Source organism: Myxosarcina sp. GI1, from assembly GCF_000756305.1.
Lineage (GTDB): Bacteria > Cyanobacteriota > Cyanobacteriia > Cyanobacteriales > Xenococcaceae > Myxosarcina.
In genome coordinates, this window is sequence record NZ_JRFE01000028.1 from 44,286 (window position 1) to 67,754 (window position 23,469).

Annotated in this window: 17 protein-coding genes and 1 pseudogene; 9 read left to right on the top strand and 9 right to left on the bottom strand. The window is 39.9% G+C overall.

The genetic code is table 11. The annotated features are described in order from the left end of the window. The first annotated feature begins 20 nt into the window (after positions 1–20). The 6 genes from KV40_RS22245 (at position 21) to KV40_RS22270 (ending at position 7,645) form a co-directional block, all read left to right on the top strand. On the top strand, positions 21–506 hold the full coding sequence (locus KV40_RS22245) for an NUDIX hydrolase (protein ID WP_052055831.1): 486 nt from the start codon (positions 21–23) through the stop codon (positions 504–506). 193 nt (positions 507–699) lie between these two features. Continuing rightward, the gene (gene ctpB, locus KV40_RS22250; protein ID WP_036486247.1) at positions 700–2,028 is read left to right on the top strand and encodes a carboxyl-terminal processing protease CtpB; all 1,329 of its coding nucleotides are present in this window, start codon (positions 700–702) and stop codon (positions 2,026–2,028) included. A gap of 110 nt (positions 2,029–2,138) precedes the next feature. Beyond that, positions 2,139–2,909, top strand: coding sequence for a hypothetical protein (locus tag KV40_RS22255; protein WP_036486130.1), 771 nt, complete (start codon positions 2,139–2,141; stop codon positions 2,907–2,909). Between the two features lie 59 nt (positions 2,910–2,968). Then, positions 2,969–3,148 carry a 50S ribosomal protein L32 gene (gene rpmF, locus KV40_RS22260; RefSeq protein WP_036486132.1) on the top strand — a complete coding sequence of 60 codons (180 nt, stop codon included), beginning with the start codon at positions 2,969–2,971 and terminating at the stop codon, positions 3,146–3,148. 152 nt (positions 3,149–3,300) lie between these two features. Then, positions 3,301–6,240 (top strand): glycosyltransferase, encoded by a 2,940-nt coding sequence (locus KV40_RS22265; RefSeq protein WP_072013870.1) that lies wholly within the window; start codon positions 3,301–3,303, stop codon positions 6,238–6,240. Between the two features lie 91 nt (positions 6,241–6,331). Then, positions 6,332–7,645, top strand: a complete 1,314-nt coding sequence (locus KV40_RS22270) for a glycosyltransferase family 1 protein (protein WP_036486133.1) — start codon at positions 6,332–6,334, stop codon at positions 7,643–7,645. Between the two features lie 6 nt (positions 7,646–7,651). Here KV40_RS22270 and galE read toward each other — a convergent pair whose 3' ends face one another. Then, positions 7,652–8,650: a UDP-glucose 4-epimerase GalE gene (galE, locus tag KV40_RS22275; RefSeq protein WP_036486135.1), complete on the bottom strand. Its 999-nt coding sequence runs from the start codon at positions 8,648–8,650 to the stop codon at positions 7,652–7,654. A gap of 46 nt (positions 8,651–8,696) precedes the next feature. Beyond that, on the bottom strand, positions 8,697–9,671 hold the full coding sequence (gene sds / locus KV40_RS22280) for a solanesyl diphosphate synthase (RefSeq protein WP_036486137.1): 975 nt from the start codon (positions 9,669–9,671) through the stop codon (positions 8,697–8,699). A 925-nt stretch (positions 9,672–10,596) separates the two neighbouring features. On the opposite strand from sds, the gene KV40_RS35125 reads away from it, so the two are divergent. Next, positions 10,597–10,740: a hypothetical protein gene (locus tag KV40_RS35125; protein ID WP_156114117.1), complete on the top strand. Its 144-nt coding sequence runs from the start codon at positions 10,597–10,599 to the stop codon at positions 10,738–10,740. A 13-nt stretch (positions 10,741–10,753) separates the two neighbouring features. On the opposite strand, the gene murI is transcribed toward KV40_RS35125, so the two are convergent. The 3 genes from murI to KV40_RS22295 all read right to left on the bottom strand — a co-directional run bounded on the left by murI (position 10,754) and on the right by KV40_RS22295 (position 15,274). Next, a complete protein-coding gene (murI, locus tag KV40_RS22285; RefSeq protein WP_036486138.1) occupies positions 10,754–11,590 on the bottom strand; it encodes a glutamate racemase in 837 nt (278 codons plus the stop codon). 22 nt (positions 11,591–11,612) lie between these two features. Further along, positions 11,613–13,553 (bottom strand): N-acetylmuramoyl-L-alanine amidase, encoded by a 1,941-nt coding sequence (locus KV40_RS22290; protein WP_036486139.1) that lies wholly within the window; start codon positions 13,551–13,553, stop codon positions 11,613–11,615. Between the two features lie 278 nt (positions 13,554–13,831). Then, positions 13,832–15,274, bottom strand: coding sequence for a cation:proton antiporter (locus tag KV40_RS22295; protein ID WP_036486140.1), 1,443 nt, complete (start codon positions 15,272–15,274; stop codon positions 13,832–13,834). A gap of 187 nt (positions 15,275–15,461) precedes the next feature. On the opposite strand from KV40_RS22295, the gene KV40_RS22300 reads away from it, so the two are divergent. Beyond that, positions 15,462–16,958 carry an FAD-dependent oxidoreductase gene (locus KV40_RS22300; protein ID WP_036486141.1) on the top strand — a complete coding sequence of 499 codons (1,497 nt, stop codon included), beginning with the start codon at positions 15,462–15,464 and terminating at the stop codon, positions 16,956–16,958. A 99-nt stretch (positions 16,959–17,057) separates the two neighbouring features. Further along, positions 17,058–17,462 (top strand): annotated as a pseudogene (locus KV40_RS36780) (four helix bundle protein). A gap of 71 nt (positions 17,463–17,533) precedes the next feature. Here the strand turns inward: KV40_RS36780 and KV40_RS22315 are convergent. The 4 genes from KV40_RS22315 to KV40_RS22330 all read right to left on the bottom strand — a co-directional run bounded on the left by KV40_RS22315 (position 17,534) and on the right by KV40_RS22330 (position 23,419). Next, on the bottom strand, positions 17,534–20,125 hold the full coding sequence (locus KV40_RS22315) for a PD-(D/E)XK nuclease family protein (protein ID WP_036486144.1): 2,592 nt from the start codon (positions 20,123–20,125) through the stop codon (positions 17,534–17,536). Between the two features lie 5 nt (positions 20,126–20,130). Then, on the bottom strand, positions 20,131–20,955 hold the full coding sequence (locus tag KV40_RS22320) for a CPBP family intramembrane glutamic endopeptidase (protein WP_052055832.1): 825 nt from the start codon (positions 20,953–20,955) through the stop codon (positions 20,131–20,133). Positions 20,956–21,030: 75 nt separating this feature from the next. Further along, complete coding sequence (locus KV40_RS22325) at positions 21,031–21,423, bottom strand: AbrB family transcriptional regulator (RefSeq protein WP_036486146.1); 393 nt, start codon at positions 21,421–21,423, stop codon at positions 21,031–21,033. Between the two features lie 682 nt (positions 21,424–22,105). Further along, positions 22,106–23,419: a sorbosone dehydrogenase family protein gene (locus tag KV40_RS22330; RefSeq protein WP_036486148.1), complete on the bottom strand. Its 1,314-nt coding sequence runs from the start codon at positions 23,417–23,419 to the stop codon at positions 22,106–22,108. Positions 23,420–23,469 lie beyond the last annotated feature (50 nt).

The window sequence follows — 23,469 nt, forward strand, 5'->3', positions numbered from 1 at the left end:
GATAAAACTAGTTCGGCTATATGAATTATTATTCGGCTAATAACTATAAAGCGATCGCTGCCCCTATTTCTGTAGCAATGGCGATTCTCTATCAAAATGGCAAATTTTTAATGCAGTTGAGAGATAATATTCCCAATATTTATTATCCAGGAGTGTGGGGACTTTTTGGCGGACACCTGGAGCCAGAAGAAGCTCCAAATGTGGGGCTTAAAAGAGAGTTGCTAGAAGAAATTAATTATTCTGCCGAGCGACTGAAAGAGTTTCGCTGCTACCAAGACAGTAAGATAGTTCGCCATATTTTTCACGCACCACTGTCAGTAGATTTAAGCAGTTTGGAATTAAATGAGGGATGGGATTTAGATCTAGTCAGTATAGAAGATATTCGACGCGGACGTTGTTATTCTAAACGAGCGCGACAAGAAAAAGCATTAGGTTCTATCCACCAGAAAATTCTGCTCGATTTTCTGTTTGAGTTTAAAAAAGACACATCGATCTTTTTTAGTTAAGAATCGCGGGCAAAATGCCAATCACAATACATAATAAAAAATAGAAGGTTAGTATATTTGAGAAAAAGTCTCGCGCCGCTTTGTTCTTAATCAAAAAATTGTAGTTTGAGTAGAATTAGTGGTATTCGACTGAAACTTGACTCTAAAAATCGCCTTTAATATTTTATTTATAGTTGTATTGCTCGGTTTACCCATGAATCATTTTGCCAACCGTTTCAATCTGAGTAAAAAGTTGAGATTTAGAAACTGTAAAGCTTCGTCATTAAGATTACTGGCTATTTTTGCTTTTACCTCGGTCTTTACTGCTTATAACAATTCAATTGAGGCAGCAATTGAGGATAGTCCCAAAACCGTCGTCGATGAGGTTTGGCAAATTGTTAATAATGAATTTGTCGATCGCGGGTTCAATCGGGTTGATTGGCGGCAACAGCGTCAAGAATTATTACGTAAAAACTATACGGATAATGCCGAAGCCTATCAAGCAATTCGTCACTCTCTAAAAAGTTTGGGCGATCCTTATACTCGCTTTCTCGATCCAGATGAGTTCGAGCAGTTGACCAGTCAAACTTCTGGAGAATTATCTGGAGTGGGTATTCGGCTGGCAATTGATGAAAGTAACAATCAGCTAGTTGTAGTCGAACCGTTGGTTGACTCTCCTGCTGCTGAAGCAGGAATTGAAAGCGGCGATCGCATTGTCAAGATTGACAATCGACCCACAGAGTTAATGAGTATCGAACAAGCATCCCAGGCAATTAAAGGCGAAGTGGGAACGGAAGTAAACCTGCAAATAGCCAGACAAGGAGAGCCAAACTTTGATGTAGTACTAGAAAGAGCGCAAATAGAACTACCCTCTGTAGATTACCGACTAGATAGCGAAAATGGTAATAAAGTTGGTTACATCAAGCTAGATGAGTTTAGCTCCCATGCTGCCGAACAAATGCAGCAAGCTATTGAAGAACTCAGCGAAAAACAGGCTTCTGGCTTTGTGTTAGATTTACGCGGCAATCCTGGCGGTTTATTGTTTTCTAGCGTCGAGATCGCGCGGATGTGGCTGGAAAAAGGCGAAATTGTTTCGACCATAGACCGTCAGGGAGGCAATCAAGAGTTTTCTGCTAATGGTAAAGCTCTTACCGATCTACCACTAGTTGTTTTAGTAGACGGCTATTCAGCTAGTGCCAGCGAAATTTTGGCAGGAGCTTTAAAAGAAAATCAGCGCGCTACTGTAGTCGGTACCAAAACTTATGGTAAAGGAACGGTACAGTCAGTACATTCGCTTTCCGATGGTTCGGGACTGGCTGTAACCATTGCTCGTTACTATCCTCCCAGCGGCATAGATATCAATCATAAAGGTATTGCACCAGATATTCAGGTCGATCTCACTATGGAAGAGCAAACTAATCTCAGCACCAATCCTACTTTGATTGGTACTAAGGACGATCCGCAGTACGCCAGAGCGATCTCTATTTTGCGTGACTATCTTTTTGAAAGCAGCGAAAGTCTACCTGCTGCCGTTACTAAATAGAGCGAGCAGTTTTATACTTACTAGAGTTTACGAGTTGATGGTAAATTTATAGTTTTTTTGGGCAGCTTAAGAAATAGATAGGTGTATATAATTACTTAAGCGAGCTAACTATGACGTTATCTAATTTAGAAACTCAAGTCGATTCCCAGTTGACGGCAGAAACGATTGAAGAAATTTCAATTATCATTGCAGCTAGAAATTTGACTCCTACCGTAATGAGTCTAGATTTTTTAAAGTTTGGCGGTATTGTTGCTAAAGATTGGGAGCTATCACAACAGCCAATTTTAAACCCCAATCTAGCTCAACTACACTTTAAAAATGGTATTAATATTACCGCTCAACCCCGTACGATTACTATCAGCGAATCTCTCAACGGTAAAAATATCGGTGAAATTCATGCTCCCCAAATAGCAGTTAGATACATCGAAAAATTACCACACGCGGAATATTTAGGATTGAGCTTTAGCCCAAAGATTTTAGTACCTTTTCCTAACTCTCCTCAAACACCCCGAAAATACATTACCGAGACTTTATTAAACTCTGGTGTTTGGAAAAATATCGGTCAATCTCCAGTACAGGCAGGAATTAACCTTATGTATTTGCTCGATCGCTGCCAGTTAACTATTAATGTAGCAGAGGCGAGGTTGCATCATGAGGAAATGCCGCGTTTGACCGCACTATTGTTTACTGGCAATTTTAATTACGATGTCAGCGAAACTAAAGAACTTTCTAAAGCCGAACGTATAACTGAGATCGCTAATAACTGGCAAGAAGATCTTGAAGCTTTTCGTGAAATGGTCAAGGATAAGTTTCTGGCAGCAACAAACGAAAATTTCGGACAACTGCCAGAAGAAAACATCTTTCCAGGAACAGTTCTGTAATTTTGTTGCCAAACAATTAAAATAGAAAGGTTGTCTTTTTACTTTTACCTCAAACAGATATGGCAGTTCCTAAGAAGAAAACTTCAAAATCAAAACGCGACAGTCGTAAGGCTCATTGGAAGCGCAAAGCAGCTTTTGAGGCGCAAAAAGCTCTTTCTTTGGGTAAATCGGTGTTGACGGGACGCTCTAATAGTTTTGTGTATCTTCAAAATGAAGATGACGAAGACGAAGAGGAGTAACCGCGAGCTAAAATCCTGGCGATCGCTATATTTGCGATCGCCACAAAGATAATATTTAGTTAAATTTACTTTAACCATTGGTTTTTATTTGTCTTTTTAGCAAGCTTCAGCCTATCATTGCTAAAGTTTAACCACTTAAATTGACTGAAGCTATGAACAATGCGCTAAGAGAACAAACCGTACTGATTATTACAGGAATGCACCGTTCGGGAACTTCTCTGACAGCATCTTTGCTGCAAAGCGCAGGAGTACATATTGGCGATCGCCTATTGGGAGAAGACGCGGGAAATAAACGGGGGCATTTTGAAGATTTAGATTTTGTCGAACTCCATCAAAACATCTTACAATCTCAAGGAATCAGTATCGCTGGCTGGACGAGAGAAACGAGTATTGTAGTTCAAGAGCAGTATCGAAATATCGCTCAAACTTTAGTTACAGCTAGACAACAGCATCAAATCTGGGGATGGAAAGACCCTAGAACTACTTTATTTTTAGATTTTTGGTCGAAATTAATTCCAGCAGCTAAATTTATTTTTGTCTATCGTTCGCCTTGGGAAGTAGTCGATTCTCTATTTCGTCGTGGTGACGTTATATTTAAAACCAATCCTAATTTTGCTGTTCAGCAATGGATTAACTACAATCGGACTGTTTTGGATTTTGGCGGTCGCTTTGGCGATCGGTGTTTGCTATTTGGAATTGAAGATATTATTAGTAATCCCAAATTTACAGTCGAACAAATTAATAAAAAATTTGGCTTAAATTTACCAGCACCACAAGATCTTTATGAAGAATCGTTATTACAAAATAATTCTATTGATTCTTATCGAGCAGCATTAATTAAACGATATTTTCCTCGAGCATTCGAGCTATATTTGGAATTACAAAAAAAAGCTCGGGACGAAGATTTACGCTTCGAGGGACTAAACGAAAGCCTTATAGATTCTACTTGCCAGTCTTGGATTTTACAAGACTGGTTAGATTTAAGCTGGCGATCGCGAGAATTAAAACAATCTCAGCAGAAGTTGAAGTCAAATGAAGCAGAATTAGCCCGACTTCAACAGCAGTTGCAACAAACGCAACAGCTATTACAATTAGCTAAAGAAGAATCAAATCGACTAAAGCAGCAGCAAGAACAATCTGTAACTGCATCTCCTCAATTTAAAGAGCAATTGCAGGTAGTTCAAAAGCAAAAACAGCAGCTACAGCAGTTAGTAGTAGCTATGGAAAGTAGTAAGTTTTGGCAGTTGAGAAAATGGTGGTTTGAAGCCAAACAAAAATTTAAAATTACTGGAGACGATATTGTCTATCAAAATTATTTAAATTCGCTCGTTAGAGATTCTCCCTTACCAATTGTAGAAGAATTACCAGTTACTACTGCTGCCAATAATATTCTCAACAACGAACGAAAATATCAAAAATGGTTTGAAAGATATTACCCCAAATCAGCCGACTTAAAACAGATCGCGCAAAAACTTTCTAAGTTATCCGATCGACCATTAATTAGCATTATCGTACCGATATACAATCCCGAAGCACATTTTTTGCGCGAAGCAATAGAATCGGTTTTGGCACAAGTGTATGGTAATTGGGAACTTTGTCTAGCTGATGACTGCTCGACTCAACCATACGTTCGCTCTATCTTAGAAAAGTATGCTCGAAAAGATAAACGCATTAAAGTAGTCTTTCGCGAATCAAACGGACATATCAGTCGTACCTCCAATTCAGCTTTAGAAATAGCTACTGGAGAATATATTGCCTTGCTCGATCACGACGACTTATTAGCACCACACGCTCTATCAGAAGTTGTATCGCTATTAAACCAATATCCAGAAGCAGATTTTATTTATTCCGACGAAGACAAAATAGACGAGAACAATATACACCGAGAGCCGTTTTTCAAACCAGATTGGTGTCCAGACTCGTTTTTGTCGCGAATGTATACCTGTCATTTGGGAGTTTATCGGCGATCGCTTGTAGAAGAAATTGGTGGATTCCGAGTTGGGTTTGAAGGCAGTCAAGACTACGATCTAGTATTGCGCCTGACAGAAAAAACCGACAATATCTTTCACATACCTAATATACTGTATCATTGGCGCATTCATTCGCGATCGGCTGCCGCTAATGTCAACGCCAAACCTTATGCTAGTGACGCAGCGCAAAAAGCTCTAGCAGAAGCAATAAACAGAAGAAGTGAACCAGGACGGATAATTGCCGAACCTAATTTTCCAGGAGTATATACAGTTCGCTACCGCATCACTAAACCCAAACTGGTCAGCATTATTATTCCTACCAAAGATTTAGCCCCAACACTTGATGTTTGCTTAAAATCTATTTTTGCTAAAACTACCTATCCTAACTACGAAGTTATAGTAATCGACAATGGTAGTGTCGAGTCTGCGACCAAAAAATGTTTTACCTATTGGCAGCAACAAGAACCAGCGCGATTTAAATGTTATTCCTATGATATTCCATTTAATTATTCACGAATCAACAACTACGGCGTAGAACGAGCTACAGGCGACTATTTACTTTTCCTCAATAACGATACAGAAGTTATTAGTGAAGACTGGTTAGAAGCGATGGTAGAACAGGCACAAAGACCCTCAATTGGCATGGTAGGTGCTTTACTACTCTATCCGGATAAAACTATACAACATGCGGGAGTAGTACTCGGTATTGGTGGAGTTGCAGGACATAGCCACAAAAATCTTCCCTACGGACATTCGGGATATATTTCGCAGGCAGTTTCGATAAATAATTATTCTGCGCTGACTGGTGCATGTTTGATGTGTCGGCGAGAAGTATTTTCTCAAATCCAAGGATTTGAAACCAATTTAGCCGTAGCTTTTAATGATGTCGATATTTGTTTGAAAGCGATCGCGCGTGGTTATTATAATGTCTATCTTCCTCATGTAGTCTTGTATCATTACGAATCTAAAAGTCGAGGTTATGATAATACTCGCGAAAAACAAGCAAGAGCAGCGAAAGAAGTTGAGTATATGAAGCAAAAGTGGCAGCATTTTTTCGACCACGATCCTTGTTATAGTCCTCATCTTACTAAAAAAATTGAAGACTATAGTATTAATATTTAGCTACAAATTTATTTGTTTTTTATAGCTAATAGAAAAACTTTTAGATAATTAACAGTGCTTTTTTTGCTGTTATATATTACATTTCATTCATATGAATTTGCAAAACAGACGTATTTTAGTTGACGGCTATAATTTAGAATTACCTAAAGGAACTGGGATTAAAACTTATGGAATTAGTTTGGTTAGAGCTTTACAAAAACTAAATGCTAAAGTGGATATTCTTTACAGTATCCCATTCCACAAGCAAGGTTTAACTAAGATAAATGTTGAAAAGATGTTTTTTGAGCCTACTTTGGAAAGCGATTTAAAATATTTAAACTACTATATAAGCTATTTTTTAAGGACGCTATTCAATACCTCTGTTACCGCCAAGCAGTTGTCGCTTACAGATACCTTATTGTGCGAACGACAAAATAATTTTAATAGCAAGTCTTTCGAGCGTAAAAATATTTTACATCTTCCCTTATGCTATCGATTAGCCAATCAAAGTTTTAAGAAATTTTCTTTACAATTAAAAATAGCTCCTACCAAAAAAATTGATGTATGGCACGCTACATATCCCCTGCCAATTGAGATCGTTGGAGCAAAAAAAATCACGACAATTCACGATTTAATACCCTTACGGCTGCCTTCTACCACTCTTGATAATAAAAAGTTTTATTATCGACTAGTTAAATCTGCTATAGATACTTCCGAGTTGATTATTACTATTTCAGAAAATACCAAACAGGATTTAATCGAAATATATAAATGTCCCGAAAACAAAATTGCAGTAACTTATCAGCCAGTAGCGATCGAGCGCGGTCATAAAACAGAAGTAGAAGTAATAAACTATCTTCAGACACACAATCTTCAAGCTAATAACTATATTTTATTTGTTGGGGCGATCGAACCAAAAAAAAATTTAGGACGAGCGATCGATGCCTATAAGCAGTCTTCAACTACTATGCCTTTAGTAGTCGTAGGCAAAAAAGGCTGGCTGTGGCAGCAGGATTTAGCTAAGTTAGACTCTTTGCCAAAATCTCAAACAGACAATATCTCTAAATGGGCATTAGTGTTAGATTTTGTATCTGATGAAGACTTGGAATATTTATATCGAGGTGCTTACTGTCTGGTCTTTCCTTCTCTTTATGAAGGCTTTGGTTTACCAGTGTTAGAAGCGATGAGTTTTGGCTGTCCGATAATTACTTCCAATACATCTTCGCTACCAGAAATTTGTCAGGATGCTGCTTTATATGTCAACCCCTACAGTACGGATGATATTGCTAACAAACTAGAACGTTTGACTCAAGATACTGCTTTGCGTACTCATTTGTCCCATACTGGCAAAATAAGAGCCAAATTTTTTAGTAGGGAAAATTATTTGACAAGATTATCGTCTGCCTATCAAAAACTTTTTATTTAAGTAGATTTAGCCATGCCGTTGCTGATGCCATCGCCAAGCATCGCCAATAATTTTATTTAGATCGGCGTATTGAGGATTCCAACCTAATATTCGACGAACTTTATCGCTACTGCCAACCAAAATAGGAGCATCTCCAGAACGGCGGTCGGTTATTTCGGCAGGAATATCTTTACCCGTGACTTGTCTGGCGGTTTCAATTACTGCTTTTACCGAAAAACCATTGCCGTTACCCAAATTAAATACTTGTGATTCACCACCAGACAATAAATACTCCAAACCCAAAACATGAGCGTCGGCTAAATCGCTAACGTGAATGTAGTCTCGTACTGCCGTACCGTCTGGGGTATCGTAATCCGTACCAAAAATGTAAAGCGTTTTTCTCTTACCCAAAGCCGTTAATAAAGCTAAGGGTATGAGATGGGTTTCTGGTGCGTGGTCTTCTCCTAAAGTGCCGCTAGGGTCTGCCCCCGAAGCATTAAAATAACGAAAAGCAACCGATTTTAAACCTCTAGCAATATCGAAATCGCTTAAAATTCGCTCTACCATATCTTTACTCGCTGCATAGGGGCTGAGTGGGCTATGAGGATGAGCTTCGGTCATGGGAATTTCTTGCGGCATACCATAAACGGCACAGGTAGAAGAAAATACAAATTTATCGATCCCATGTGCTAGCATTGCTTCTAGCAAAGTCAGGGTACTAGAAACATTATTACGATAGTATTTACCTGGTTCTTTAACCGATTCGCCGACGGCAATATAGGCAGCAAAGTGCATTACTGCTGCAATATTATGAGTAGTAAAAAGTTTGTCTAATAAGGCGCGATCGCTAGTATCTCCAATTACTAAATCTACTTCTACTACCTGTTCGATTAATTCTCGATGCCCGTAAGATAAATTGTCGAGGACGATAACTCGATAACCTGCTTTTTTGAGTGCGAGTGAGGCATGAGAACCAATATAGCCCGCTCCTCCAGTAACTAAAATAGTGGGTTGTTCTGTTGACACTGGTATTTTTAAAATAAACGCTATCTACCATTTGACCGATTTGTGTCTAATATAAACGACTGAGAACATAATCGGTAAGTTCTTTTAGAGCTTGAGTAGATTCAGATGGAGATAGACAGCTTAAATTGTCAGCAGCAAGATGAGCATAATGAGCAGCTAGTTCGCGAGATTTTTTAATTCCGTCACTGGCTTCAATTATTTCTAAGGCTCGTTCGAGATCGTTGACTTCTGAAAATTCTCGTTCGACCAGTATTTTTAACTGAGGATTTTGTTCTAAAGCATAAAGCACGGGAACGGTTAAAATACCGCTTGCTAAATCTGAGGTTGCTGGCTTGCCTAATACCTCAGTGGCAGTCGTGAAGTCTAAAATATCATCGACAATTTGAAAAGCTAATCCCAGATAGCGACCATAATCATAGAGGCGATCGCAAATTTCTGGCTCTACTTCGCTTAATATTGCTGCTGCTTTAGCACTATTAGCTATAAGAGAGGCTGCTTTGTAATAGCTTTTTTCAAGATAGCGATCGATTGATAAGTTGACATCAAAACGGTTTAAGTCCTGTAAAATTTCTCCTTCGGCAAAGTCTTTGATTACTTCTGACAGCAGTTTAACTACCTGTAAATTGTCGAGATTGGCTAAATACCAAGAAGATTGAGCGAATAAAAAGTCACCTGCTAATACGGCAATACGATTGTTAAAAAGACTGTGAACTGTAGCCACATTACGGCGCAAGTCAGCTTCATCTACTACATCATCGTGTACCAAACTAGCAGTATGAATCATTTCAGTAATTTCTGCTAAACGACGATGTCTGTGTGTTAGACCTCCATTACTCATTGTCGAGCGAGACACCAAAAACACAATTGCGGGTCGAATTCGCTTGCCACCTGCCGAAAATAGATGTTCGGCAGCCGCCCCCAAAATTGGATGACGTGCGCCAATAAGCTGTTTTAAATTGTCGGTTAGAATCTGTAAGTCGCGCTCTACAGGAGCTAATAACGAACTAGTTGAAAATGTCATTGTTAAGCCAAATCTGGCAGATGTTTAATTTAAGAAAGTTTACATATTATTGTACTTATTTTAAGTAAACCTAACTGTAAAGCCAACTGTCAACTACTGTTAAAGACTCGATTAAGAGGGATGTTAAGCTTGATTTCAGTAAAGTGCTAATGCCGACTCTTGTGTTATTCTAAGATGTAGAAGTTTTAAGAGAACTAATACGATCGAAGCCCAATCCAATTTGTGCCGATAAAATCTTGATTTTATCTTAAGTAAACCATACAATACTTAATGGTTTTAGTAGATTTAAAGGCACGGCTCGATAAGCAAATAGTAAAATACTTGAGGTTCAGAAATTATAAGTAGCTCTTTTGAGCCAAGATAATTTTTGTATTGAGTCTGATGTTTTTTAAGTGCTCGATTTTTTGAAAGCCTTAACTGGCTAAATCAGAGCGCAGCAAGTGCAAGTATCGATCGGCATAATTGGAACAAAGTAGAGTAAGCGGTGTTAGTTTACATAACAAATTGCTCTGCGGTAGTTTACCAGCTTATTACTAATGTAGATAAAACTTAACGGTTTTATCTCTATTTAATTAACGCTCTAGTTGAAGCGAGTAAAAAGGTCGGTCGGAGAGTCTCGGCGCAAACTCACTGGGGCATATAAATACAGCGATTATGTCCGCAGATATGCTCTAGGTTTGTTCTAACTTCTTCAAGCCATAGTAGTTAGCAATGAGCAGCTACCAATGAGCAATAGATCGAGTAACACCGAACAGCTAAACTTTTATTGTTTAAAGCTTATCGTTTATCGAACAATTGTTTAATGCTCGATCGCACTCGCTCGGCTAACAACCTGTTAAATACCGATTGCGGAACTTCACCGTAAACTCGGATTTTCGGGCTCTCAATTTTTAACCCTTACACTTACACAATATTTATTTGACTGATGCAATACGAAAATTTACCCGTGTTTATAACCTTCTTCGCTGCCGCCTACCTGTTCGTAATCTATGGAGCATTAAAAATAGCCGAACTGCAAAGTAGACCAAAGTCTTTAGCTTCGGGGAAGATTGAAAAAGCCAGCAACTAATTAGAGTTATAACTTATTGTAATAAATTGAGAGTCATCATAAAAATTGATGGCTCTTTTACATTTATCTGCTCGACGTTAGGCGTGAAACCCAACCACTGCCGAGACAGGCTGGCAAATTGCTGGGGAGAGCCGCTAACGCAAAAGCGAGTCGGTAGAGCAGATAAGTTGTTTTTTAGACTCATGATTGACAATTCCTTTTCTGCTGCCATGACAATGTATTTTGCAGGATCGATAACTCGAACCCTGTCTGGCAATAGAGAGCGGATAATTCCTTCTAGATGCCTGTAGTGAGTGCAGCCATAGACCAAAGTATCGATGTCTTGCTGCAACAGGGGTTCTAGATAGCGTCGAGCAACTTCTTTAGTGCGATCGCAATAGACTAAATTTTGTTCGATAAGAGGTACGAATTGGGGACAGGGCATTTGCCAGACAGAGGTAAAAGGGTCTATTTCCTGAATAGCTTGGGGATAGGCATTACTAGCTACAGTAGCAGGAGTGGCAATGACACCGATGCGCTTGCCCGTAGCTACGGCAGCTTTAGCACCAGATAAAATAACTCCCAAAATTGGGATGTCGTATTCTTTTCTAACTATTTCTAAAGCTAGTGCCGAACTGGTATTGCAAGCCATAATTATCATTTTTACGCCTTGAGCGCACATCCAGTCCAAAATTTCGCGGACAAATTGAAGGATTTCTTCTGGCGATCGCGTACCGTAAGGCAATCGAGCCGAATCGGCAAAATATAATAGAGACTCTTGAGGCAGTTGACGATAGACTTCTCTCAATACGGTTAGTCCACCCACACCACTATCAAATAAGCCAATTCTTAGATTGGATTTTGTTAACATTTGATTTTATTAATAGAACGTATTATAGATTGTTTTCTTTAATATATAAAATGATTCCTCTAGCGATCGCCTCTGCCATTTGGCGGCGATGATTGGGATCTTTTAGTTTGGGAGCATCTTCGGCACCAGTAACAAAACCCACTTCGACTAGTACTGCAGGCATTACCGAGTGTCTGAGTACGTAGAATCTAGCGCGGCGGATATTACGATTTTTAATGTTGACTCCATTAAGAATACTCCAGTGAATTGTCTCCGCCAAACGCCGTCCATTTTTATAGTAATAAGTCTCTAAACCATTAACATCGGGACGAGAAAGATTGATGGCATTAGCATGAATGCTGACGAACAAGTCGGCATCAATTTCGTTAGCATAATCGGTTCTACCCTCAAGGCTGACAAAATAATCGCTGTCTCTAGTCATTTTGACATCGATACCTTGTTTGCGGAGAATTTCGGCTACGTCGAGAGAAATCGGTAAAACAATGTCTTTTTCAACCAAACCATTACCCATAGTGCCTGGATCTTGTCCTCCATGACCCGCATCAATAACCACCATCGGACTATTTAAAGGTGGTAGGGGACGAAGCAGGGGGCTAGTAGTAGTTGATTCTGCTTGAGGAACTTCTAGCGATCGCGGCGACATTAGCGGGCTGTTGTCATCGGGAAGCAGTGCCGCTCCCCGTTGAATGGGAAAAGCAACCGCTTTGTTTTGAGGTTCTAGCTGCCCGAGGCGATATCTTAATTTAGTAGTAATAGCGATTGCTACAGCAGTACCTTCTTCTCGAACGCGGATTTGAGCGATCGAACCATCTGCTTCCAGACTTCGCGGTCCTTTAAAGTTATCTGAAAGTTCGGCATTGTCGATTTTAATTTCGTAAACTCCGTTAGCCCTTCTGGTGGTAGCAGCCTGAAAGTCGCGATCGCCACGAATTCGTAGTTGAGTATCATCGTCAACCAATTCAATCTCCTTAATGACTGCCGCTTCTTCTGTTTCAGTCGCTCGTGATATAGAAGACAGACGATCTGGCGTTTCAGTTATTGAAGGGACGGTCTCGGTAGTTTCTGACAGCGAACGATCCGAGGTTTCGGTTATTGAAGATGAGGTAGTAGTAGAATCTGGGAGTTTTCCCCTGGGAATCAAAATTAAACCTTTGATGCGGCTAAAAGTTGCCAGCCAATCTGGACTACCTGCCGCTATTTTCAAACTCATTCTAGCGACTGGAGGGGAAGTAGATGTTTGAGTAAACTCAATTTCATCTACGCCGTATTGAGCGACTGCTACCGACTGAGCGGCTAAATCTTCAGGAAGTATTACTCCTTCCATGTCAAAATTCAAGCGATCGCCTTCACGACTGGAAGTAATCCGATCTTGGCGACTGCCATCAATACTGATAAAAAAGCCGTTGCGAGTAGTGGTTACATAGGGAGAGCTAGCAACTGAAGAGACATTACTACTATTGTCTGTATTATCCTCTATAGGAGCTGGAGCAGCAACAGCGGGTCGAACTCCAGGAAGTTGTCTGGTAGCAGGATTGGTACGAACGGTTTGAGGTTGAGTGGCTGTCGATATAGGAGCTACCTTTGGCGTGGGAATCTTTACCGACCATTGAGTGCTAGAAACACCGCGAAATTCAATTTCGTCGGGATCTATAGTATATCCAGGGGCTAACTCAACCACGATTCGAGATGTTTCGGGTTCTGGCTGTCCGATACGGAAGCCTCTAACTGCGCCGCTGTAATTTTCTTTGATTGTTTCTCGACCTAGAGTAGTTCCTGGTAAATCGATGACTAAACGAGTAGGACCTGTAAGCAACTGTGCCTCAGGCTGTACTCCTTCGTCGGTAATAAATACTAAATTGTTATCTTGTGTCTCAAACTCCCAAGAAATTAACTTTCCTGCTTTGGCTGGCAGACAAAACAGAAAAATTCCCAGAAAACTCGATAATAGCCAGTGAAATCTCACAATTACTGCTCCTCACATTGAAGTAGACAATGACCTAAAATCACTCTCATGCTCTTTAGTCTACCCAGATAGACCTCTATAATATCCGCTTTATAAGATCTGTTCTCAACCTCGATCGAATGGACGTAAATAAAAGCAGTTAAGTTTCATCTAATACCTTAAGCGAATCAAAAAAAATAACTAGGTTTTTTTACTGAGTTTTGTTTAAGATTCTCGTCCTATTCTGTAAATCCAGTCAGTGCGAACGATAATTGGGTTCGCAATGACTGGAGTTATAGCTACTCTTCTAAAGAAGGAGTAGAATTCGATTGAGCTACAGCGTCTGTTTCTTTAAATACCAAGCGTAGCAGAGGAGGCGCGATAAAGGTAGTTGTAATTACCATGACAATAATTGCCGCATCTGTAGACTCGGATAAAGCTCCGCTGGCAGAACCAACTCCAGCAAATACCAGTCCCACCTCTCCTCTAGGAATCATACCTACACCAATCGAAAGTTTGTTGAGATCGGGTTGACCAAAAACAGTAAAACCAGTTATTACCTTACCCAAGATAGCAACCAAAATTAAAAATGTGGCAACAATTAATCCTTCTCGATTACTGGGGACGGCTGGATTGAGAACGCTTAAATCGGTTTTAGCACCAACAACAACAAAAAATATCGGTACCAGAACATCGGCAACGGGAATTACCTGTTCTTCCAACTCTCGACGTTTTTCCGTCTCTGCCAAAATCAATCCTGCAGCAAAAGCACCTAAAATCCCTTCCAAATGAATTGCCGTAGCAATATAAGACAGAGAAAAAGCAAAAACCAAACCCGTTAACAGTACTTGTCCGCGTGTATTCATTTCATTTACCAGTCCTACTATATAAGGACTAATTAAACGACCGATTAAAATCGAACCGACAAGAAAAGCACCAGCACTAACGATTAAGATTCCAATATTGGCAATTTTGACTTCTCCCGTTTTAACCAAGCTGGCAACTACAGCCAGAACTACAATTCCCAAAACATCGTCTAGAACCGCAGCCCCAATAATAATTTGTCCTTCTTTAGAACTAAGCTGTCCCAATTCTGCTAACACCTTAGCGGTAATACCAATACTAGTCGCAGTTAATGCTGCACCTGCAAAAATGGCAGGGATTGCAGGAACGTTAAATATATAAACCAAACCAGCAGTACCAGCAGCAAAAGGAGCGACTACTCCTACTACCGCTACAACTGCTGCTTGGGGTCCTACACGAATTAATTCTTTTAGATCGGACTCTAAACCAATTTCAAACAGTAAAATGATGACTCCTAATTCCGATAGCAGTCCAATTACTTCACTTTGGGTGGCAAAAACCGATTCAGCCGCTTCTGGAGTCAAACCAGCCGTGCTTTCTAGAAAATTAATAATTAGAGAATCTGTAGCTAAAGCACCGCCTTCTGGAAAAACTAAGAGGTGAAATACAGAAACGCCTATTACAACTCCACCAACTAATTCCCCCAAAACTGGCGGTAAATTGATGCGAGAACAAATTTCACCTCCAAGTTTGCTGGCAAAATAAATCACGACCAAACTGAGTAAAACTCCCGCTAAAATTAGCGTACCTTCTTCAGCCCCAGATTCAGCTACAACTTCGGAAGTGGCTTCTGTAGCGGCGGCAAACAAAGTATAATCGGTCGAGCCAGATTGAGATAGCAGCCCGTTCCAATTTATTAGATCGATAATATCGCTCATATTTATGGACTAAATTTCGTTTTATCTAATTTATAAGCTTATCGTTATCTTTTTAGATATTGCTTTTACTCTGAAATTAAAAAATTTATGTTATGACAAAATTCTCTAACTTCCAATTTTTTATTAGCTTTTAAGAATTTGTAATCTTAATTTGTGCGAGTAGCCATTGCAGTAAAGTATAAAGTATATGTCAAATAAAAAAATTATCGTAATTGGTGCTGGTTGGGCGGGTTTGGGAGCAACTTATCACCTGGCACGACAGGGCTATGATGTTACCCTCCTTGAAGCCGCACCCTATCCAGGAGGCTTGGTAGCTGGCTGGAAAACATCGGGAGGCAGATCGGTAGAAGGTGGAATACACGGTTTCTGGTACCCTTATCGCAATATTTTTAGTCTGGTAAAAGAACTCGGTCTGAGTCCCTTTACTCCTTTCACTCGTTCATCTCAGTATTCTCCCGCTGGTTTGGAGGTAGAGTCGCCCATATTTCAAAATGAGCCGCGTTTGCCTTCGCCACTAGGTACTTTTCTCTACACTCGCTTTAAAAGATTGCCTTTGAGCGATCGCCTGTCGGCTCTGCCTTTACTTTATGCGGTAATCGATTTCGATAATTCTGACGAAGCTTGGCAGAGATACGACAAAGTAACTGCCAGAGAATTATTCAAACAGTTTGGGGTATCTGCCAGACTGTATCGCGAAGCTTTTGAGCCGATGCTGTTGGTTGGTTTATTTGCCCCAGGGGAACAATGTTCGGCGGCTGCGGCTTTGGGAATGCTGTATTATTTTATTCTGGCGCATCAGCCAGATTTCGATGTGGTATGGTGTCGCGGTACGGTAGGAGAACAAATATTTAAACCCTGGATCGAAAGCATCGAGAAATCTGGGGGCAAAGTATTAACCGATAAAAGAGTCAGCGATATTGTTATTGATGATGTGGGTAAGGCTACTGGTGTCAAATGTGACTCGGAGTTTTTTGCTGCCGATGCGGTTATCTCTGCCGTTAGCGTCAGCGGCATCAAAAAAATTGTCGCTAGCAGCACCAGCCTGAAAAATCACCCCCAGTTTCGCAATTTAGCCGAACTTAAAGGTATCGACGTGCTGGCTACGCGGCTGTGGTTCGATCGCCAGATTGAGGTTCCGTTGCCTTCTAATGCCTGTTTTGGATTTGACGCTAATGTGGGCTGGACTTTCTTCGATCTCAATGCCTTACAAGATGAATATCACAGTGAACCTCACACGGTAATTGAAGCCGATTTTTATCACGCGGATCGCTTGTTGCCTATGAGTGACGAACAAATTCTGGCTAAAGTGCAGCGAGACTTAGCTACCTGTATTCCCGATTTTGGTGAAGCAGAAATAATCGACAGTAGTATAATTCGCGTAAAAGAGGGAGTTACTCACTTTTTTCCTGGCAGCTATCAAAATTTGTTACCCGCCACAACTCCAATTCCCAATCTATTTATGAGCGGTGATTGGATCGTGACCAGACATGGTTCTTGGTCGCAGGAAAAAGCCTATGTTACTGGTTTAGAAGCGGCTAACTTAGTTATCGATAAATTTGGTAAAAGGACTAAAGCTAACATTATTCTTATAGAACCAGACGAACCTCATATACAAACCGCTAGAACTATTAATAAAACTTTACGAGATTGGGCTAAGGTTTTACCCAGTTATTGGCTGCCTTGACGACTCACCGCCCTAAAGGGATCGGTGATTCTAGCCATAAGCCATAAGCCATAAGCCATAGGCTGTAATACGCTATAATTAATATTTGCTTTGAAAAAAATGTCAACTTTTACAGATTTAAAGATTTGGCAAAAAGCACATGAATTTACTTTGCTAGTATACAAAGCAACAGCTAGCTTCCCATCAGAAGAAAAATTTGGATTGACCAATCAAATTAGAAGAGCTTCAGTATCTATCGAGTCTAATATAGCAGAGGGTCGCGGACGAGGAAGTGATAAGGATTTTAGCAGATTTTTATCCATTGCAATGCAGGCTGGAGCCTGCCGACTTTGGCGGTAGCCAAAGGCGATGCCCTCCAGGGCATGTTGTTTTGAAGTTAAGAGCCAGATTTTAATTGCTAAAGATTTAAAATTTATTTCCATTTCTCAAGCTGATTTTCTAGGATCTAAAATTGATGAAGTTTCCAGAATGATATACTCTTTTCAATCTAAGCTTAAAGCTTAAAGCTTATGGCTTATGGCTTTACAGCCCTGAAGTGCTGGGCTTTAAACCTAAAAACTTTTGGTAAGTTTTCCTTAACCAGATGGCTCTACTGGAAAAGATCGTTTGCGACTGAGGCGATCGCCCTTACGACAGACAAGATCGAAAGCACAATAGTTGCAGGCTTTATTGTCTACATCTGGGTCAACGGGATAGTATCCGCGATCTAAGTGCGATTTAACTCGTTCGGCAAAGGCGGCTAGTTCTTTGGAATCGGTTTTAGGTCGCTTGAAAGCTTGACGTTTGGTCAAAGAATAATAGGTAGCGGTTACGCTTGCTTCGGGATAAACTTTGGCGATCGCCTCTGCATATAGAGCCAGCTGAAGATCTAAGTTAGCTTTACCAGTTTTATCTTTCACTCCTACAGGTTTGGTACTGCTAGTTTTATAGTCAATTACAGCTAACCCTTCGGCAGTGCGATCAATCCGATCTACTTTGCCCTGAATTTGTAAGTTATGCCATTCAAAAGCAAATTCCCGTTCTCTGGCAATAACTTGGCAATCTGATGGTAAAAATTCTGAGGCACTAAGGTTTAAAGCCAGCAGTTTGAGATGTTCTTGGCGTTGGACTTCCCAGCCTGGTAGCTGAGTTAATTCTAATTCTTCTTCGGCGCGAATAAAGGCTCGCTCTAACTGTTCGCGATTAAAATTTTCTAAGTCGGCAGCAGTGGCAACATTTTCTAGAGACAATTCCAAACAGCGATGATATAAATTACCTCTAAAAGCAGCACTTAAATCTAGTTCGGCTTCGGATAATTCTTGAAGTCTTAACAAACGTCTACTAAACCATTTAAACGGACATTGTCCCAATTGAGTTAGCTGTGAAGCACTCAAGATCTTACTCTCTGGTGCGATTTTTATACCGATAACGCCATCGTATTCATCTGCTATGGGTGCGAGTTCTCGATTAAGTTCTACCTGCCAGGCTTTAGCAATTTGAGGCAACAGGCTATCTTGCAATTGTTCTGGCTGTCTTAGATACCTGCGACGAGCAGCTTCAACACTGGCAAGAGGTAGATTAATGACTGGCTGAGGTTGCAGTCCCCAATTTGTTAGATAGGTACTAGGCAGCAAAGTATCTTTGGCAAGTGACTGAGGATAGGAAAAAATAATTTTCTGCTGCGGTATTGCCAGCAAACTAGAACAAATAAAGGCTTCTCTTTGCGCTAAATTGATGGCGGTATCGATGTTAAAACCCTGTCGGGCTAGCTGGCGGCGATCGCAAAAATCCAGTCTAGGATCGTCACTAAGAGACTGAGGAAACATACCTTCAGCCATACCCAACACAAAAACATATTTATACTTAGTACCGTATAAAGATGTAGGTGCGTGTAATTCTACTCCCCCTCTACCAGGCTGTGCGGGTACACATAATAAAGCCAATGTTTCTTTAATGTCGCGAATAAAAGTTTGTTTGCTGACAGTCGCTAATTCTGGTTTGGTTAATTCCTGTAAAGCTTCTTTAACCCGATAAAAAGCCAGAATCTCTCGCGCCCATTTCTTACTATTTTCTAAAATTTCCCAGCTAGAAAATATTTCTAGCAGTCGCCCGATCCAATCTTTACGACTGCTAGTTTGTGGAAAGTTTAATAGATTTAAATCTAATCCTAACTCTTGCCAGCCTTTAAAACTTTGCGGATGCGTAGTTCTAGCTCGTTCCCAAACTTCTGCAGACATTTGCTTTACTAAAGGATGAAAGAGTAGTTTAGCGGTAGCTTCAAAAGCAAATTCGGTTTCTATTACCTCCATTAGCAGCTTTAACCAGGCACCGACGCGAGTAGCTTCTAAGGCAACTTCATACCAAACTCGGATCGGTAGCTGATATTCCCAGGCAATGTCAATGAGTGTTTCGCCATACAGCCTTTCATCTCTAGCTACTAAAACGATATCTTTAGCTTTTACTCCCTCATTTAGCAATGCTTTGACCTGAGTTAAAACTCCTCGTACTTCGGCATCTAAATTGGAATATGAATGCAAAGTTTTGTTTTCTGGCAGATTTTTAGGATTTATATGAGGAGAAACTAGAGAACTAGCTGCTAAAGTTGATTTTACCCCATTACCTAACACCCAACCCCAATCTTGTAGCCAGGCGATCGCTCTACTTTCAGCAGGCAAGACTATAATACTGCCGTCTCCTGCAACTGTATCGATAAATGCCAATTCATCTCTAGCAGGAATTAAGTAACCATAAAATAAATAGGCAGCGGGAGTTCCCCCACCGTGCCAAAAGACCTCGGCAGGATCGAGATAATTTTGACTCCGCAGACGTTGTTGATAGGCTAGTGCCAAATTAGCCAACTGCTGAATTTTTGGCGATGAATTTTGCTGTAACACTTTTAGATCGCTGCCGCTATGAAACAATTCGCGAATCGGAGTTAAAAAAGCTCGCGCCGTACCAGTAACATCGTGAGTTCCTACGATTTCTCTCACTGCATCTTGTAGCCAACGGCGACTGAGTAAAGCTGAAGCTATATTCCATCCCTGACGGCGTACTACATTTTGAGCCAGGCTTTCTAAGCTACAGTGCGGTACTTTTAAGTAATTAGCGATCGCCTTACTAGAAGTAATAATTTTTAAATCTTGACTCGCAGAATTTACTCCAATCTCAGAGACGATATATCTGTGCATTTATTTCAATTTAGCAATTGCATAACTGCATCTGTAATAGCATTTGGTATCCACAGTATGACAGGAGTAGCAAGCAAACACATAATACCTGCAATACCTGCTAGAGGCTGTCGGTCTACACCTGTTATCCAAACTATTTCTTGTTTATAAGTCAGCAATTGAGCCGAGTCAATACAGGTCAAGCCACAAATCCAGCCCGTATGAAGTCCCCAAGCCAAACCAATACTACCGCCATCTACAATTTTGGCAACTGTTAAAACCATTCCCATTAACCACAAACCAGGTAGCTGGGGAATAGTTTGTTTTCTTTCCCAAACTAAATGCAACAGAGCAAAAATAATGCTTGCTATGGTGGCAGCCAACCAGTAGGGCAAATCTATGGTTAATTCTCTAATTACATAACCGCGAAAAACTAGTTCTTCAACAAAACTTATTGCCAAACTCAATCCAAAAATTGGCAAAAATAAAGCCCGTAAAAACTGCCAATTTTGCCAATGCCATTTGATTAAATCCAATTTGAATTCAACACCAAAAACTATTGCTAACTCGGCTAAACTAATCATTAAGCCCCAGCTAAAAGATGCTGCCAAGCTCAATTGCCAGTCTAAACCAAAATCTAAAAAAGATAGTCCCTCAAATCTGGTTTGCCACCAAAGAATTAAAGGCGCGATCGGATAAAGAGTTGCCAGGAGAATTAACTTTTGATTTGTGGTTAGAGAGCGATTGGGCAGGCATTGGATTTTTCGCGAAACTAACACGCCAATTGGCAACCAAATAATAGCCCAGGCAATAAAGAAAAAAGCTACTTTTGACAGAGATGTAGCAAACATCAAAACTGTTTAAATAGAACACTATCGCCCTTACTAACCAGGGCGATTTATGACAAATAATCTCTCAATCGCAGATTAATTTTCTAAAACTCCGTTTTCATCGCCGTCAATTTGTTTGAGATGAATGTGTTTATAACCTAACTTAATTTCAAATTTATCTCCTTCTTTCAAACCCATAGCTTGAGTATAGGTAGAACCAATAACTATTTGTCCATTTTTGTGAACGCTTACACGATATGTGGGTTCGCGTCCTCTACCATCTTTTGCACCTTCAGGATCGAGAGGAACACCTTTTGCAGCCAGCACTGCATCATAAAAATCGGTTAAATTTACACGAACTTGGTTGTCTTTTGTAGTAGTGTAATATCCACATCGTTTTGCTGTTTCTCTTCTTGGTAAATGGGATAGCTCTTTGACTTTTTGAAGTAATGCTTTTCCTGTTAGAGCAGCGATTGCCGTTTCACTCATAATTTCTAAATCTTTCCTTAATTTTCCACTTAATTGAGAACAGAATTGTTCAATTATAATTTACATTATAAAAAATATACCGTTAATTCCCTAAAATGTCACAACTTTTTTGAGGATTATCATAATATTTTTAATAAATCCCAAAACAATTTTATGATATTTTAATTTGTCGTTCAAACTCGAATAAATTATATACATAATAAACTTTAGCAATATTTGACTACAAAAATCTATGCTTCTAGCAGAAGTAAGATATTTAATAAAAGTAAAGTTAAATACTGCTCTAGAAAACCGACTACACCAAAAGTAGCTTGACTATCCATACTAGAAGTCTAATATATAGTAATTCTTGCTTAAGTTTAGAAGTTTTGATTCAGGTCAGAGCATAGATATTTCAGCAAATACTATTAAGTAACCCCCAAACTCAGTTGTTGGAGAAAACTTTATGCTTCGCTGCTGCCAAAAGCGGCGTTGCCAATCTATAGCACGAAATTAAAAAGTAATGTGTTTGTAGCTGTTAGCTTTTTAGTTTATCTATTCAATCGCGAACATGATAAAAACGCACCTCTATACAGCAACACCCAAAAAGCTAGACTCTGAGATTGAAAAAACACCAATTTATTTAGAGTTTTTTTAAAATTGATAATTATAATCTACATACCCCTGGAGGTTGGAAACTAACTCAACCAGAATATCGAACGCGATAAATACGACCGTTAGATTCTTCTGTAAACAGCAAGCTACCATCTGGTAAAACCAATAAACCTACAGGACGACCCCAAGTTGTGGGTACGCTGGGTTCGGTTAAAAAACCCGTGACAAAATCTTGATAGTAGCCTTGAGGTTGTCCTTTACTAAAAGGAATAAAAACAAGTTTATAACCAGTTCCTCTCTGGCGATTCCAAGAACCCCGAAAAGCGACAAAAGCACCGTTATGATATTCAGCAGGAAAAGTTTCTTTGTCGTAGAATTGTAAACCTAAAGCGGCAGAATGAGACTGAAACAAAACATCGGGAGTTTGAGTTTTGGCTGCTAACTCTGGATTGGTACTTTTTCCTCCTTGCAAATGACGCGGATCGAGTAAATTGGGCTTCAAATAAGCATAAGGCCAGCCGTAAAATTCTTCTTTTTCTAACTTGGTAAAATAATCGGGAACGAGATTATCGCCTAATTTATCTCTTTCATTGACGGTGGCATAAAGTTCTTTAGTAACAGGATGAAAATCGAGTCCGACAGGATTCCGCAAGCCATATGCAAATGTTTCTTGCTGCGAACCATCGAGATTCATTATTTGTACCGAGGCTCTCGGTAATGGTTCCGTACTGGCATTAGAACGCGAACCAATGGAAACATAAAGTTTTTGCCCATTGGGAGAAACTACTATATTTCTCGTCCAGTGCTGATTGTAGCCACCGCCAGGAAGCTTGGCTATGTGTTCTCCTTTACCCGTAATTTGCTCGTTGTTCGGATCGAAAACATAGCGGCGCACTTCATTTTGATTCCCTAAAAAGAAATAATTGTTGGCGAATGCCATGCCAAAAGGTAAATCTAAACCATTGCTAGTATCGGCAAATATTTGTTTATTTTCGGCAAATCCATCGCTGTCTTCATCGCGCAATAGCGTAATTTTATTGGCTTTACTTTGAGCTACCAAAACATTTCCATTAGGAGTAAGACTCAACCAACGAGGACTATCTAAATTGTCGGCAAAAATATTAATTTCAAATCCTTCAGGAACGTTTAATGTTGGATTATCTGGAATGGAAATTACTTGAGGACTGGCAGAAGCACTATTAGTAGCATAAGGTTCTGGTAGTTCATCTGGCGTGATTTTAATTGGTTTGGGCTGTAGTGGTTCGGTCGTAATCTTCTTAGTAGAAACGAGTTGGTTAGAAGTAGTTTGTGCTAAATCTGGAGAACTGCTGAATGCTTTACAAGAAGTTAAGAAAGTTAATGAGGTTAATAAAACAAATGTTGTTATTTGTCGTCGCTTCATAGCGTTAAGTTTAGTATACTCGTATTTATATTTTAGAGTTTTAAACTAAG

What these genes read in the sequence shown, in the direction of transcription:
- sds (WP_036486137.1), bottom strand. Translation starts at nt 9,671, where the DNA reads ATGACATTTTCAACTAGTTCGTTATTAGCTCCTGTAGAGCGCGACTTA.
- KV40_RS22325 (WP_036486146.1), bottom strand. Translation starts at nt 21,423, where the DNA reads ATGAGTGAAACGGCAATCGCTGCTCTAACAGGAAAAGCATTACTTCAA.
- KV40_RS35125 (WP_156114117.1), top strand. Translation starts at nt 10,597, where the DNA reads ATGCAATACGAAAATTTACCCGTGTTTATAACCTTCTTCGCTGCCGCC.
- KV40_RS22265 (WP_072013870.1), top strand. Translation starts at nt 3,301, where the DNA reads ATGAACAATGCGCTAAGAGAACAAACCGTACTGATTATTACAGGAATG.
- KV40_RS22295 (WP_036486140.1), bottom strand. Translation starts at nt 15,274, where the DNA reads ATGAGCGATATTATCGATCTAATAAATTGGAACGGGCTGCTATCTCAA.
- KV40_RS22330 (WP_036486148.1), bottom strand. Translation starts at nt 23,419, where the DNA reads ATGAAGCGACGACAAATAACAACATTTGTTTTATTAACCTCATTAACT.
- rpmF (WP_036486132.1), top strand. Translation starts at nt 2,969, where the DNA reads ATGGCAGTTCCTAAGAAGAAAACTTCAAAATCAAAACGCGACAGTCGT.
- KV40_RS22270 (WP_036486133.1), top strand. Translation starts at nt 6,332, where the DNA reads ATGAATTTGCAAAACAGACGTATTTTAGTTGACGGCTATAATTTAGAA.
- KV40_RS22255 (WP_036486130.1), top strand. Translation starts at nt 2,139, where the DNA reads ATGACGTTATCTAATTTAGAAACTCAAGTCGATTCCCAGTTGACGGCA.
- KV40_RS22300 (WP_036486141.1), top strand. Translation starts at nt 15,462, where the DNA reads ATGTCAAATAAAAAAATTATCGTAATTGGTGCTGGTTGGGCGGGTTTG.
- KV40_RS22315 (WP_036486144.1), bottom strand. Translation starts at nt 20,125, where the DNA reads ATGCACAGATATATCGTCTCTGAGATTGGAGTAAATTCTGCGAGTCAA.
- murI (WP_036486138.1), bottom strand. Translation starts at nt 11,590, where the DNA reads ATGTTAACAAAATCCAATCTAAGAATTGGCTTATTTGATAGTGGTGTG.
- KV40_RS22320 (WP_052055832.1), bottom strand. Translation starts at nt 20,955, where the DNA reads ATGTTTGCTACATCTCTGTCAAAAGTAGCTTTTTTCTTTATTGCCTGG.
- KV40_RS22245 (WP_052055831.1), top strand. Translation starts at nt 21, where the DNA reads ATGAATTATTATTCGGCTAATAACTATAAAGCGATCGCTGCCCCTATT.
- ctpB (WP_036486247.1), top strand. Translation starts at nt 700, where the DNA reads ATGAATCATTTTGCCAACCGTTTCAATCTGAGTAAAAAGTTGAGATTT.